Source organism: Lysinibacillus sp. RS10 (assembly GCF_041956855.1).
GTDB lineage: Bacteria > Bacillota > Bacilli > Bacillales_A > Planococcaceae > Lysinibacillus > Lysinibacillus xylanilyticus_A.
In genome coordinates this window covers 1,490,763-1,505,689 of the sequence record NZ_CP167122.1, presented here as the reverse complement: position 1 = coordinate 1,505,689, position 14,927 = coordinate 1,490,763, and the positions used below count along the sequence as shown (strand labels likewise).

Genomic DNA, 14,927 nt, shown 5'->3' with positions numbered 1-14,927 from the left:
TTGCACTTATCATTAAAACCATTTTATGCTTTACTTTTACTTTTGTCACAGAGCATTCCAAATCTTAGTAACAATTGAGAGGCGCTGACATAGTAAAAAATTGTGCATTACTCCAAAAATCAGTCATCGAAAGAAGAGAAATTATTAGTAAGATTTTCCATATAAGAATATTATAATAAGGCAACGTGTAAGTGAATTCTAATCGTTATCTATAACAAAAAAGGCAGTTGAAAGTTCGATTCAACCGAGCTTTCAACTACCAAGTTAAATATTGAATTTTTTTCAGGGCCCCTTGAAATGCCCTTTTTTATCTCCGTTGCTCCTCTATAAAACTAAAGATTTAACAAGGATTAGAAGGAGACTCATTAACTGGTGGAGTCAATCCTGAAAGATTAGGAGTTATTACAGAACCACCAGCATCAAGGCGGACTTGTTGAACTTGCACTACTTTCACAGTAAGATCTAGTACAATTTTTTCACGCAATGTGCAGAAAGTACCTTCAGGTCTTGCCATAACTGGTGAAAAATCAAGTTCAAAGAAGTTTGCAGCTACTAACTCGCCAAATGGTTGTTCATTGTATTTAACAAGATTTTGGAAGAATGCCTTATCCAATCGAGCATCCATTTGAGTTTTTTCATTAAGGAAGTTTACTTCGGCAAACTCGGAAATTCCTAAGATTGGAGTAGGGCCCCCAGGAGTTTCTGGGAAAGTAAGGTCTGCAAAACCCGAAAACGGAACATCGGCAATTCTATCTCGAAGTGCCCCATTACATTCTGCTGCAGCATACTCTATATTTTTGCGAATATGCCCTGCTACAAATAATTTAGCCCTTGTTACTCTAAAAAAGTCACTGTTATCAATACGTGCAAATCTAACCGGTACTAGTTTAATCTGATTTAGGAATACATTTTTTTTCACTCTTTTGATTTCAGTTGCTGCAGGAGTAAGCGTAATATCCGACTCCACAACTATTTGAAGTGTTGGTTCTGCAAGTACAACTGGTACTTTAATAATTGGACGCACAACTGGTGTAGCGACTACTCGAGTAACTTCACTAGTTAATGGTATTTGTTCAGTTGATGTTACTGGGCAAGGTTGGATTTGATCATTTGATTGATTATTTGATTGATTATTCAAAAAAAATCTCCTCATTTCATTTTGTATTTTTTGAGAGCTCTCCATACCAGAATATGCAGCAATTGAATCTATGAATAGACGTGTATACTAGTTTTTTATTTTTAAAAAAGGATTTTTGAGCTGAGAGATAAAAATGAACACAAAATGCCAGGTACTCACCGTTGTCGGCACCTGGTCTAATTGTTACTATCAATTATAATAATTTTTAACTTCTGTTTTAAAGTTTTCCAATACTTGGTCCTTGCCTGATCACTGGGACTTACCTTTTCCCATTTTATGCTTTTATTTATTTTCTCGTAGTGTAAAATACCGAATCCAAAACCTATACACAAAGCTAATATTGAAATTGTAATTGGTATTTTACCTATTTCAATTAAACGAATATTAGATAATTCAGGAAAAGAAATGGTATATAAGCCTGTAGCAATTAATGAAGATTTGAATCTATTCAACATTCACTAATTACACTTGTTATTAATTGATCCTATTCTAACTAGTTTTTTGTATTACAATGAAAAAGAGCCGATTCAAGTTTTATTTTTGAATCGGCTCTTTTTATTAGGATTACTAATATCAGCAGTATTATGGTGATTTCTATCTCTTCAAAGCTTGTCACGACTGCATTTATACTCAATTATACTGACGTTTACTCTTGCACAGCTAAGTGTGTGAAGAGCCTCATTTGACAAGTTTAAAAGCTATCTCATTCAAATTCATAAGATATTGCAGACAGTGCATAAAGCGGCGCTGTTTCTGCTCGTAATATTCTGGGTCCTAAAGACATCGTTTGGGCACCAGCTTGAAGCAGAGCATCCGCTTCTTTTCTTGCTATGCCACCTTCTGGACCGAAGATAATAAGAATTGATTTCGACTTCTTCTCATGCACGTTTTTTAGCTTCTCCGCAAACCTTGTACGTAGTTCTGCTTTTGCATCCTCTTCATCTGCTATAAAAACTGCGTCGAAATTGCCCATTTGTTCTACTAGCTGTTTAAAAGAGATTGGTTCATAAATTTCAGGGATCTGTGTACGATGTGATTGTTCAGCTGCTTCTTTTGCAATTTTTTGCAAACGTTCTTGCTTTTTTACGCCCTTCTTTTTATCCCATTTAACGATAGAACGCTCAGCTTCAAATGGCAGTAGGGCAAACATTCCAAGCTCTGTTGCCTTTTGTGTAATAAGCTCTAGTTTATCGCCCTTGGGCAAACCACATGCCACGGTTACATGAACAGGTAACTCAGGAGAAGGAATCGTCTGTCCTATAGATTGGACAAGTACCTCTTCTTCTTCAAAGGCAGTAATTGTACAAATATGGGCGATATTTTGTGCAACTACCACGATTTTGTCGCCCTCTTTCATACGCATTACTCGTTCAATATGTCGTGCGTCTTCTCCGCTAATACGCGCTTCCTCTATGGTCGTCTCAATAAAATAACGCTGCATGTTAAACACTCCTTTATAACAAGAAGAGAAAACGCCAAATCACAAGCACTCGGCTCACGATTTGGCGCTTCCTCAGTCAATTTATTGTGGACGACGGGCAATGATAGCTACCCAATCTTCCATTAGTAATACTTCTTCGATCACAAAGCCTGAAGCTTCTAGTGTTGCTTTTACATCATCACGTTTTGCGCCGATGATGCCTGAAGTGACATATAATCCGCCCGGTTTAACAATTGAAAATGCATCGTCAGTAAAGGACATAATAATTTCAGCCAAAATATTGGCTACAACGACATCTGCAGGTTCCTTTACTGTATCCAGTAAGTTCCCATGGAATACAGATACTTTATCATCAACTTTGTTTAACACAATATTTTCTTGCGCTGAACGTACAGCTACTTCATCTAAATCAAGCGCGTGTACGTTTTTAGCTCCTAATAAGGCTGCACCAATTGATAGAACACCTGACCCTGTTCCGATATCGATAACCGTATCTCCCTCTTTTACAACCTTCTCAAGCCCTTGTAAGCACATAACAGTTGTTGGGTGTGTTCCCGTACCAAAGGCCATACCAGGATCTAATTCAATTATTAATTCATCTGTTGATACTGGTGCATATTCTTCCCATGTTGGTACGATTGTAAAGCGTTCAGAAATTTTTACAGGATGATAGTATTGCTTCCACGCTGTTGCCCAGTCTTCTTCGTTTACTTCCACAATCGATACAACATTTTCACCAATATCGATATTGAAGTTCGTTAGATTTGTTATAGCCGCTTTAATTTCTTCGACTGTTTCGTTTAAAAAACTAGATTCTGATAAGTAGGCCTTAACAATAACACCATCTTTCGGAAAATCCGCTTCATTTAGTGCATAAATCTCACCATATTGATCTTCACGTGGCTTAGCAAATTCAGCAGAATCCTCTATAACAACACCACTTGCCCCAGCTTCATGCAAAATATTTGAAATTGCTTCTACCGCTTCATTTTTTGTATGAATGGATAATTCTGACCACTTCACGTAGCTCTTCAGCTCCTCTAATTATTCACCTTGGAATTTTTTCTTAAATTTATCGAAAAGTGAGCTTCCTTGTTCTTCAGGAATATCGCCACTAATTTCCGCAAATTCACGTAGTATTTGTTTTTGTCTTTCTGTTAACTTTTCTGGCGTTACAACTTTTACTGTTACATATTGATTCCCTGTGCCATAGCCATGTACATTTTTGACACCTTTGTCTTTTAGACGGAATTGTGCACCTGACTGTGTCCCTGCTGGAATTCGTAATTTTACTTTCCCGTGAACAGTCGGAACTTCAATTTCATCACCAAGAGCTGCTTGAGGGAATGTCAGTCTCAGTTCGTAATAAATATCATCGCCATCACGTTCAAACTCTTGGTGTCCTTGAACGCGGAACATAATATATAAATCTCCTGCTGGCCCTCCATTTATACCTGGTTCACCTTGACCAGACACACGAATTTGCTGACCATCATCAACACCTGCTGGGATTGTTACTTTGATTTTCTTACGTTGTTGAACTTTTCCTTCGCCACGACAAGATGAACATTTTTCTTTAATGATTTTACCTGTACCTTGACATGTCGAACAAGCACGACGATTCATCATACGGCCGAATGGTGTATCCACTGCCTGATTCACTTGACCAGCACCTTTACATGTTGAACATGTTTCAGGGTTAGTTCCTGGTTTTGCACCAGAACCGTGGCAAGTATCACATACTTCATCTTTAGGAATTTCGATTTCTGTTTCTTTCCCGAAAATCGCTTCCTCAAATTTAATATTCATACGATATTGTAAGTCATCACCTTTGCGTGGTGCATTCGGGTCTTGTCGGCGACCGCCACCACCAAAGAACGAACTGAAAATATCCTCGAAGCCGCCAAAGCCGCCGCCTCCGAAGCCACCACCAAAGCCTGCATTTGGATCTTCGTGACCAAATTGATCATAGCGCGCCTTTTTTTGATCGTCACTTAATACTTCATAAGCTTCAGCGATTTCTTTGAATTTTTCATCTGCACCTGGCTCTTTATTAAGGTCAGGATGGTATTGTTTTGATAATTTACGGTAGGCTTTTTTAATTTCATCTTTAGAAGCCGATTTCGTTAAACCAAGCACCTCGTAGTAATCGCGTTTATCCATGATTCACACTCCGCTCTTTTTGCATAAAATCTATTGTATCATGCAGTTAAAAAAACTGCCTCTATTTTTATTGTTAAATATTCATTAAAAATGTTGCATATATGTTTTTTCACTTTTCTCGCAGTTAGCCTATGCAACTTAACGAATCAATTATGCCTTGGCATAATTGCGTCCGGAATCGGCTTTGTGCTTAGGCCTGCAGGATGCAGGTCAGTTAGCCGTTATCGCATGGATGCGATGATTTTAGGCTAACATCCTTTAAGAACTCCTTTCCGATTTCTGTGACATCCGCCGGAGGCTTTAACTTCTGTCAGCGGATGTTTGGATACCCGCTGAAAAGAAACTTAAACCCGTATTCATCTTCCCACCTATAGAGGTGGGAAACGTCTGTACCTGTCGCTTCGCTTTCGCTACCAACACACTTGCTGAAAGAAGTTAAATGTTTGTAGGTTATACCTAATAATATAGAGAAAAGCCAAAGCCGCAAGCGGTCTTTGGCTTCTTCACTTAACTGTGTTACTTACTATTATTTATCGTCTTTTACTTCTTCAAAGTCAGCGTCAACGATATCGTCTTTTTTACCAGCGCCAGCATCTGCACCTGCATCGCCACCTTGAGCTGCTTGAGCAGCTGCTGCAGCTTGTTCATATACTTTCATTACTAATGGCTGTAATACGCCTTCTAGTTTTTCTTTAGCAGATTTAATGCCTTCTAATTCGCCAGCTTCTAATGCTTTTTTCAGTTCATCACGAGCATCTTCAACAGATTTTTTCTCGTCTTCTGAAATTTGTTCGCCTAAGTCAGCAATTGTTTTGTCAACTTGGAACACTAATTGGTCTGCTTCGTTGCGAAGATCAGCTTCTTCTTTACGTTTAGAATCTGCATCAGCATTTGCTTCAGCATCTTTTACCATACGTTCAATTTCTTCCTCTGATAAACCAGAATCAGACTGAATAACGATTGTTTGTTCTTTGTTAGTACCAAGGTCTTTCGCTTTAACAGATACGATACCATTTTTATCAATATCGAAAGTTACTTCGATTTGTGGTACACCACGTGGTGCTGGTGGAATATCCGATAATTGGAAGCGACCTAATGTTTTGTTGTCTGCTGCCATTGAACGTTCACCTTGCAGTACGTGAATATCTACTGCTGGTTGGTTGTCAGCTGCAGTTGAGAATACTTGTGATTTAGATGTTGGGATCGTAGTGTTACGGTCAATTAATTTTGTGAATACGCCACCCATAGTTTCGATACCTAATGAAAGTGGAGTTACGTCAAGTAAAACTACGTCTTTTACATCACCAGTTAATACGCCGCCTTGAACAGCAGCACCCATTGCTACAACTTCGTCAGGGTTTACACCGCGGTGTGGCTCTTTATTAGTTTCTTTACGTACAGCTTCTTGTACAGCTGGAATACGAGTAGAACCACCAACTAAGATTACTTGGTCAAGTTCAGATGTTGATAGACCTGCATCAGATAATGCTTGACGTACTGGACCTACTGTACGGTTTACTAATGGTAATGTAATTTCGTCAAATTTTGCACGAGTTAAAGAAATTTCTAAGTGTAATGGACCCGCTTCACCAGCAGTGATGAATGGTAAAGAAATTTGAGTAGATGTTACACCAGATAAATCTTTTTTCGCTTTTTCAGCTGCATCTTTTAGACGTTGCATAGCCATTTTATCTTTTGAAAGGTCAATGCCATTTTCTTTTTTGAATTCTGCTACAAGATACTCGATGATAGCATCGTCGAAATCGTCCCCACCTAGTTTGTTATCACCAGCTGTTGCTAATACTTCAAATACTCCGTCACCTAATTCAAGAATAGATACGTCAAATGTACCACCACCAAGGTCAAATACTAATACTTTTTGATCTTGATCTTGTTTGTCTAAACCATAAGCAAGTGCAGCAGCTGTTGGTTCGTTGATAATACGCTCTACTTCTAGACCAGCGATTTTACCAGCGTCTTTTGTAGCTTGACGTTGAGCGTCATTGAAGTAAGCAGGTACTGTAATAACCGCTTTTGTTACTTTTTCACCTAAGTAATCTTCCGCATAACCTTTTAAGTATTGTAGAATCATTGCAGATACTTCTTGTGGAGTATATTCATTTTCTTCCACTTTAACTTTTTCAGATGTACCCATTTTAGATTTAATAGAAATAATTGTGTTAGGGTTTGTTACTGATTGACGTTTTGCTACTTCACCAACTTGACGTTCACCATTTTTAAATGCAACAACAGATGGTGTTGTACGGTTTCCTTCTGGGTTTGGAATTACTTTCGGTTCCCCACCTTCAAGTACAGAAACGCAAGAGTTTGTTGTTCCTAAGTCAATACCAATAATTTTGCTCATTAAAATTTCCTCCTATTAATTAAACGCAAAGGATGCGTTTTCTACTAAATGTAATTGACTAAATAGTGCTATGACTATTCGTTTACAGATACCATTGTTGGGCGTAATACACGATCCTTTAACATATAGCCTTTTTGTAGCTCGCGTAAGACAACACCCGTTTCTTTTTCACTATCTTGCTCCTGCATGACAGCTTGGTGAACATTCGGATCAAATTGCTCACCTTCTGCTTTAATAATTTGTAAGCCTTCCTTCTCAGTTGCTTCTAGTAAAGAGCGGTACACCATTTCGATACCTTTTACGATAGAAGCAGTTTCATCTGAAGTCGCTTCAACTTGTAAAGCACGCTCAAAATTATCGATGACCGGCAATAAATCTGAGAGTAAGCTCTGAGCACGGTACTTTTCAGCAGCCTCACGCTCAAGTTGACTGCGACGACGTATATTATCGAAGTCAGCACGTAAGCGTAGATGACGATTTTCCTCATCGGCTAGCTTTGCTTGTAACTCAGCTAGCTTTGCTTCGTACTGTTCTTCGATTGTTAATTCAGTTTCTTGTCCTACTTCTACTTCATTTTCAGCTTGTACATTCTTTTCTTCTTGTACAAGGTCTTTGTTTTCAGTTGTTTCCGTCACTTGAATCCTCCTCATTATCAATCACTACGATTCTTCGTAAAGGCTAGTGTTAAATCCATTCGCATTACGTCTAGTAAAGCAACAACACGTTTATAATCCATACGTGTAGGACCAATAATTGCGATAGCCCCCTGCTGGTCTTCACCAATAGAATAAGTGGTCGTAATGACACTACAGTTTTCCATTTCTAACTGTTTATTTTCCGAGCCAATACGAATTTGAATGCCCGATTCATTGGGATGGAAGAGCGACTGCACTTGGCTAGTCGTTTCCATTAAGTCCAAAATCATACGGACTTTATTTAAATCGTGGAATTCCGGTTGGTTGAACATATTTGTTTTACCACCATAGTAAATTTTACTTTCCGAATTATGCATCGTCGCTGTAACGAGAGCGTGAACAAAATCATCCGCTGATCGAACATTCTGCTGTAATACTGCTAGCACTTCAGCTTCGAGTTTTATATGAATATCCTCTAATGACACACCAACTAGGCGGTCATTTAAGATATTAACCATTTTCTCTAATTCAGAAGCGGTAAAATTAGGTGGTAAATTAAACATCCGATTTTCAACATGTCCGTTATTCGTTACGATAATCGCTACTGCTGTATCGCTAGAGAGTGGCACAATTGAAAATCGTTTAACACGATGTCTTTGAACATCAGGTCCTAAAAGAATCGATGTATACGATGTCAGCTCTGATAAAATATTGGCCGACTTTCGGATAATATGCTCCACTTCTACTAAACGTTCGTTGAAAATTGATTGGATTTGCTGAATGTCCCTTGAATTAATGCCCTGTGGGTTCAACAAATGATCTACATAAAATCTATAACCCTTTTCCGAAGGCACTCGACCAGAGGAAGTGTGCGTTTTTTCTAAGAAGCCTAATTCCTCTAAATCCGCCATTTCATTTCGAATCGTGGCTGGACTAAATGTAATCTCTTGCTTTTTGGAGATTTGGCGAGAACCTACCGGCTGTGCAAACATAATAAAGTCGTCTACAATGGCTTGCAATATTTGTAATTGCCGATTTGTTAGCATGATTATCACCTCTGTTAGCACTCAATCAAGAGGAGTGCTAATACTATTAATAAGTTATCAAATCCCACATTTTATGTCAACGATATCGCTCAATCTTCTAGTAAAAATTGTTGAAATACTTCATTACCTACAAAACGACCTTTTCGCGTAAGACGAATTCCTTTTGGATCATCTTCCAAAAGACCTTCTGAAACTAGTTTTTCAATGACATGTCGGTAACGCACATGCATCGATTCCTTAAATTTTTCTTCATATATAGTGTGTGTAATTCCTTCTATTTTACGCAGACCTAAAAACATTTGTTCTTCTCGTTTCTCATTCTCTGTTACAACATGTTCATACACAATTGGTAGTTCCCCTGCATTCACTGTCTCCATATACTTTTTCAACGGTCCATGATTTGAATAACGCACACCAGCTAGATATCCATGGGCACCAGCACCAAAGCCTGCATACTCATCGTTTTCCCAGTAAATTTTGTTATGTTTAGAACTGAAACCAGCTTGTGCAAAATTGCTAATTTCGTATTGTTGAAGTCCATGTGCCTCCATCTGGTTCATCAGCACATCATACATATCCGCTTCAAGATCTTCAGTCGGTAAATGTAGCTTCCCTTTTGTGTATTGATTATAAAAAATCGTTTTTGGCTCCACGATTAGTGAATACGCTGAAAAATGTGGTAAATCAAGTGCAAATGCTTTTTCTAAGGTATCCTTCCATTGAGCCATCGTCTGCCCCGGCAAACCATACATTAAATCTAGACTAATATTTCTGAAACCAACCTTTTTAGCCAAAGCAATTGTTTCATAGACGTGCTTGTTGCTATGTGTACGACCAATTTTCTTTAACAACTCTTGATCAAAAGATTGCACACCCATACTTAAGCGATTTACACCACCATCAAACAATGCCCGCATTTTTGCCTCTGACAGCTCGTCCGGATTGGCCTCTGATGTAAATTCTGTCACACTGCTCATCGGAATATACGTACGAATAAGCTCAAGAAGTTTCACTAATTGTTGAGGCGATAAGGCTGTTGGTGTTCCGCCTCCAAGAAATATCGTTTCGATTTGTTTAAAGCTCTCGGGATATTTTTTTGTAGCAAGCTCCATCTCCTTGCCTAGCGCTTCTATATATTCATCCACAGGTTGATTTTTAAAATAAAATTTATTGAAATCGCAATAGTTACAAATTTGATGACAAAAAGGAATATGAATGTAAACACCTCGTGCCATAGCTATCCCTTCTTTCTCGTTAAGTCTTTTTCCATTTCCTCATTATAAACAAACACTCAAGAGAACGCTATGAATCAAACCATTTAGAATGACGAATCAATTATGCCTCGGCATAATTGCGTCCGGAATCGGCTTTGTGCTTAGGCCTACACGAGGGCCTACACGATGTCGGTCATTTCGGTAATGCCACAGGACGTGGCGTTTTTACCGATGCAGGTCAGTTAGCCGTTATCGCATGGATGCGATGATATTAGGCTAACATCCTTTGTGAACTCCTTTCCGATTCCGTGACATCCGCCGGAGGCTTAACTACTATCAACGGGTGTTTGGATACCAGCTGATAGGAGTTAAGTTTAACTCGTTACTAAAGAGTAAATATGAACTTGATATTTTAATCAGCATAACTATAACCGTCGAGGAAATTACACTAAATAACGTAACATAGATTTAAATGCACAAGTTTAACGAAGCGATAGCCCAATTACGCCAGGGTCACTAAATTTTTCGGCTATGTATTCCTTTAAAATTAATAATTTTTTTCAAATGAAAAAGCGTATTCGATTGTTAAGGTCGAATACGCTTTTATGTTCGTTGGCAATAAGTTACTACTATCAAAGTGTTTTGATAGTATAATAAAAATCTAATGCTTGAGACTGATTCACAATTTCAATGGCAAGCACTCGTGCACTAGTATCTCGACGTTGAGCCTTTACGGAAGTAAGCTATTCGATGCAATTATAATTACATTGAGCTTAGTTAAAAATAACGCCTACTACAACACCTATTAGCACAAGTAAATAAGGTGGAATGCTCCAGCGTATTAAAAGCAATAAAAATACTGAAGCTATAAGTATGTCTGTTCCATCTTGAATAGTTTGCGTTACTATAGGATGAATAAAAGCAGCAGCTAAAATCCCAACAACCGCAGCATTTGCTCCAGCCATCGCCCCTCTTAATCCAGCGATACGGTTAAGTGCAAGCCAAAAAGGCATTGCCCCCACTATTAGTAAAAATGCCGGTAAAAAAATGGCTACTGTTGCTATGATGGCCCCTGGTACTCCAGCAATGACCATACCTATATAGGAGGCAAACGTAAATAATGGGCCAGGGACCGCCTGTGTCATTCCGTAGCCTGCTAAAAAATCCGAGGAACTCATTAATCCACTTTGAACAAACTGTGCCTCTAGTAAAGGCAACACGACATGACCTCCACCAAACACTAATGCACCTGATAGATAAAACTTTTCAATTAACGTAAACCAATCATATTGAATAAATAGGCTAACAACTGGTAAACCAACAAGCAATATGACAAAAAGCGCTAAAAAACATGCACCAGTCGTTTTTGAAAGAGGTATAACCGCTTCTTTTAAGCCATCCCTTTCAGCGGTTTTCTTAAAAAATTGATAGCCTATGACAGAAGCAACGAAAATAGCAGTTACCTGTGCAAGTGGATGCATCCATAAAAGCACTACTACAAGTGCTAACAAAGCGATTATAAAATGGCGAATACTAAGGATTAATTTTTTTGACATATCAAAAATAGCTTGTGCAACAATCGCAACCGCTACTAATTTTAAGCCGTGAACCCAACCCATCTCCAACTCAGTCCGTGTAGAAAAATAGGCAAATGCCATAAGCAGCAAAACTGACGGTAATGTAAAACCAAGAAATGACACAATACTACCAAAAATCCCGCCTCTTAATAAGCCGATACTCATCCCTACCTGGCTCGATGCTGGTCCGGGTAAAAATTGACTGAGTGCAACAAGCTGACTGTAGTCATGATCAGATAACCATTTACGCTTTTGAACATATTCATTTTGAAAATACCCTAAATGTGCAGTGGGACCCCCAAAGGATGTACAACCTAATTTAAGCGAAACTAAAAAAATTTCCCATAACCTACGCAATATCTTCAACTACTTTCCATATCATCTATATTTATATTACGCGGGGTAATCCTCCTCTTGGATTAAGATATTGTAAATTTTTTCAGGTATGTCAATTATCCATATTAATTAAAAGGCTCTGATTTCTGCTAAGGGCTACAATCAGTTAAAATAGGGATTTATTGGCAAAGCAGCAACAAAAAAACCCTCTTATCGCTCAATAGTAAACCTATTTTTTCCTAATCAACACGCCTGAAAGTTTTTAATACAATTACGGTTAATCAAGGATAGTTATTTTTCCCTAATCTTAACAGCAGAACCGAGTTCACTTCCATCTACAGCAACAGGAATTAGCTCATAGCCCTTCCCCGTTAAATATACTGTATCGAGGCGAACACCCCACTTCGTATAATCTTCGTTTAAAGGATACGTAGTGTTAAAGTCCCAAGATTCCCCTGATGCTGATTGGATTTTAAAATGTATCGCTTCCTTTAAAAGGCTATTCTCAGAATGAAAGTAAATCGTTGTTGATATTGGTGTAGAAATAACCTTCTCGATCGTTATCTCTTGACCATCTAATAGCTTCACTTTTTTCGCAACAGGGAAAGTCTTCCTATCTTCTTGTAGTTGCTTTTGTGAAGCTTCCACTTGAAATTCCCACGGCTCTTCAATCTTTTTTTCTCCGTTCCAGTCGTTATAGCGAATATCTAAATTTAATACTTTAGCCTTTGGTAGTTCACTCAATTTCACACTACTATAGATAGTAAAAGTTTTATCGGATTGTGCGATGGACTGTCCTCCATTTCTAACCGTGAATTCTTTCCCATTCACAAAAACCTGTGGAAAGAGATAAATTTGATCATTGAAATTTACATCCTTTACTGGCTTAAAGGTAGCATTCAATAAGATCTGATTATCGTCAATTATTATTTCATTTAATGTTAAACGTCCGAGTTTATTTTCAGTAGTTTTACCAACAACTGTTTTGTAGGCTTCGAAATTCAATTCCTTATTAAACAAAAAATAAAAAACAAATACACAAGTAACTACCAATAAAAGCAATACTACAATAAACCATGCTTTACGTCCTCGATTTTCCTTAGGCTGGCCCTCGATAATCAAATCATTGGACATCATGTACACCTCATTCTAAGAAAGTATGTCTACACAAATGCTTTTTATTTATTGTAGTTTTCAGTTGAACATTATATAACCTCTAACAATGTCAAGGTGTGACGGATTTCACTATGTATCTAAAGGAATAATTTATATTCCTTTAATGTGTTGACTCTTTGGCAAAAATGTCACTAGTGATAAAACAAAACTTCAACAAGATGTATTTTTGCGCGAAAGCGAAGCGTCAGCAATAACATGCTTTTGTCTGTGCGAAAGCAACAACGCAAGCAAAGAAATCGGTTTGACGCTTGCTCACATGAAAGTATGGTCTGAAACAGAAATTACCCTCATTTAAAGTATTGCAACAACCACAAAGATTTCCTTGACCATTTTATTTTTCAACATGCTTTGTCTGACATCTTAATCATTTCATTCATACAATAACACTATGAAAGGAATAATCTATATCCCTTATTCTTGCTGTCGAATCTTTTTAGCCTCTTCCATTAAATACTCTACAAATACCTCATCTTTCACTAACCATGCTTGATAATTTCTTTTTAAAAACCATTCCGCTTCATAAAAGCTTGTAAAGATTTGATCTAAAGGAAGTTTATTTTTTTCAATTACCCAATCAAAATCACTTATTGAATATAGGAGGAAAATTTCTCCCTTGAGGTTTTTATACAATGTCCCAAAAGAAGAAAACCTTAAATTATAGCGATTTCGTTTCGCATCCTCTGGTATTGGTTCTATATGAAATGTTTGTGCCACGTACTGCTGATAAGCTTCATCTGTTAAAGAACAACCAGCCGCTTTTTGATGGCCCCCTCCTCCAAATTCTCCTGCAATTGCCGAAACATCTATATGATCATGAATCGTTCGAAAGGAAATCTTTTTGCCTCCCATATTTAAGATAGCTATAAAATCAAGGTGTGCATTTTCTTTTCCTAATTCATTACCAAGCTCGGAATGATAAGATTCTGCATAAACCACACCTGTAAAGAACTCTCCCATAGCTGTTTGCACGAGTTCCCTTTTTTTCCGGCGGATGTAACGTTTTATTTTCTCTTCTTCCATGTTTAAAATTTTCTTTTCAAATTCATCAAAGTCAAATTGCTCACTTGATTTTAAACGTTCAAGCATTTTTTCTTCAAATTCCTCGATGGAAACTAAATAAAAGAGAGTATTTAATCGATGTGCTTGGTGATTTTCATTCTTTTCCCATTCCCATGTATCGTATTGTCTAACTAACTCTACAAATTCTGTGATGGAATTCGTTTTTTCTATTAACCCCTGTGTGATAAGATACTGATAAAATAAGGACGTTGCTGATGTTAAATATCCGTTTTCATCTTCTACTAATACTTTACCCCATTCATACTCGTTCAAATGGTGAGCCGTTTTATGATGATCAAGCAGTTGAACATTGCCAGTTGCGTTATAAAAATCATTCAATCTTTTTTCATTTTTCTCATTCGGAGATAAATCGGTAATAAATAAAAAAGTATCTTGCTGGTTATTGTCTAAAAAGTACTCAATCTCTCGGTCAAGCGACGCAATTGAATTGTATCTTACTTTTACGTGATCATGAAAAGCTAGCTTGGCTAAAATTCCGCAACCTACGCCATCTAAATCATTATGTGATAGCAATTTATACATTTTTTCACCTCAATAAATAGTATGGTTTATCGTTGAAAAAATTATTGGTATGCGGAACAAGAAAAAACTTTATGTGATTTTGGAGAATGCTATTGCAATAATTCGAATAAAGCGACCATAGAACAGAATTTGCATCTATGCAGATTCTGTTTTGACTAAAGTAGTTCTCTCTCCAATAGTCATAAAGTATTAAAACTTTCACTTTATTGTTAAATCAAAAATTATTCAAGACAT

The 14,927-nt window shown here is 37.5% G+C and carries 11 protein-coding genes; all 11 read right to left on the bottom strand.

Annotation, left to right across the window (positions count from 1 at the left end; translation table 11 throughout):
• Positions 1-340 precede the first annotated feature (340 nt).
• Positions 341-1,138 carry a CsxC family protein gene (locus tag ACB089_RS07560; protein WP_374965888.1) on the bottom strand — a complete coding sequence of 266 codons (798 nt, stop codon included), beginning with the start codon at positions 1,136-1,138 and terminating at the stop codon, positions 341-343.
• A 703-nt stretch (positions 1,139-1,841) separates the two neighbouring features.
• Positions 1,842-2,579: a 16S rRNA (uracil(1498)-N(3))-methyltransferase gene (locus ACB089_RS07555; protein WP_374965887.1), complete on the bottom strand. Its 738-nt coding sequence runs from the start codon at positions 2,577-2,579 to the stop codon at positions 1,842-1,844.
• A gap of 81 nt (positions 2,580-2,660) precedes the next feature.
• Positions 2,661-3,602, bottom strand: a complete 942-nt coding sequence (gene prmA / locus ACB089_RS07550; RefSeq protein ID WP_374965886.1) for a 50S ribosomal protein L11 methyltransferase — start codon at positions 3,600-3,602, stop codon at positions 2,661-2,663.
• A 21-nt stretch (positions 3,603-3,623) separates the two neighbouring features.
• Positions 3,624-4,742: a molecular chaperone DnaJ gene (gene dnaJ / locus ACB089_RS07545; protein WP_374965885.1), complete on the bottom strand. Its 1,119-nt coding sequence runs from the start codon at positions 4,740-4,742 to the stop codon at positions 3,624-3,626.
• 526 nt (positions 4,743-5,268) lie between these two features.
• Positions 5,269-7,107: a molecular chaperone DnaK gene (gene dnaK, locus ACB089_RS07540; protein ID WP_368635897.1), complete on the bottom strand. Its 1,839-nt coding sequence runs from the start codon at positions 7,105-7,107 to the stop codon at positions 5,269-5,271.
• Between the two features lie 74 nt (positions 7,108-7,181).
• Positions 7,182-7,757, bottom strand: a complete 576-nt coding sequence (gene grpE / locus ACB089_RS07535) for a nucleotide exchange factor GrpE (protein ID WP_374965884.1) — start codon at positions 7,755-7,757, stop codon at positions 7,182-7,184.
• 2 nt (positions 7,758-7,759) lie between these two features.
• A complete protein-coding gene (hrcA, locus tag ACB089_RS07530) occupies positions 7,760-8,788 on the bottom strand; it encodes a heat-inducible transcriptional repressor HrcA (protein WP_374965883.1) in 1,029 nt (342 codons plus the stop codon).
• An 89-nt stretch (positions 8,789-8,877) separates the two neighbouring features.
• Complete coding sequence (gene hemW / locus ACB089_RS07525) at positions 8,878-10,023, bottom strand: radical SAM family heme chaperone HemW (protein WP_374965882.1); 1,146 nt, start codon at positions 10,021-10,023, stop codon at positions 8,878-8,880.
• 752 nt (positions 10,024-10,775) lie between these two features.
• A complete protein-coding gene (gene chrA, locus ACB089_RS07520; RefSeq protein ID WP_374965881.1) occupies positions 10,776-11,936 on the bottom strand; it encodes a chromate efflux transporter in 1,161 nt (386 codons plus the stop codon).
• A 270-nt stretch (positions 11,937-12,206) separates the two neighbouring features.
• Positions 12,207-13,049: a DUF4179 domain-containing protein gene (locus ACB089_RS07515; RefSeq protein WP_375122138.1), complete on the bottom strand. Its 843-nt coding sequence runs from the start codon at positions 13,047-13,049 to the stop codon at positions 12,207-12,209.
• Between the two features lie 453 nt (positions 13,050-13,502).
• Positions 13,503-14,693 carry a DHH family phosphoesterase gene (locus ACB089_RS07510; protein WP_374965879.1) on the bottom strand — a complete coding sequence of 397 codons (1,191 nt, stop codon included), beginning with the start codon at positions 14,691-14,693 and terminating at the stop codon, positions 13,503-13,505.
• Between the last annotated feature and the right edge of the window lie 234 nt (positions 14,694-14,927).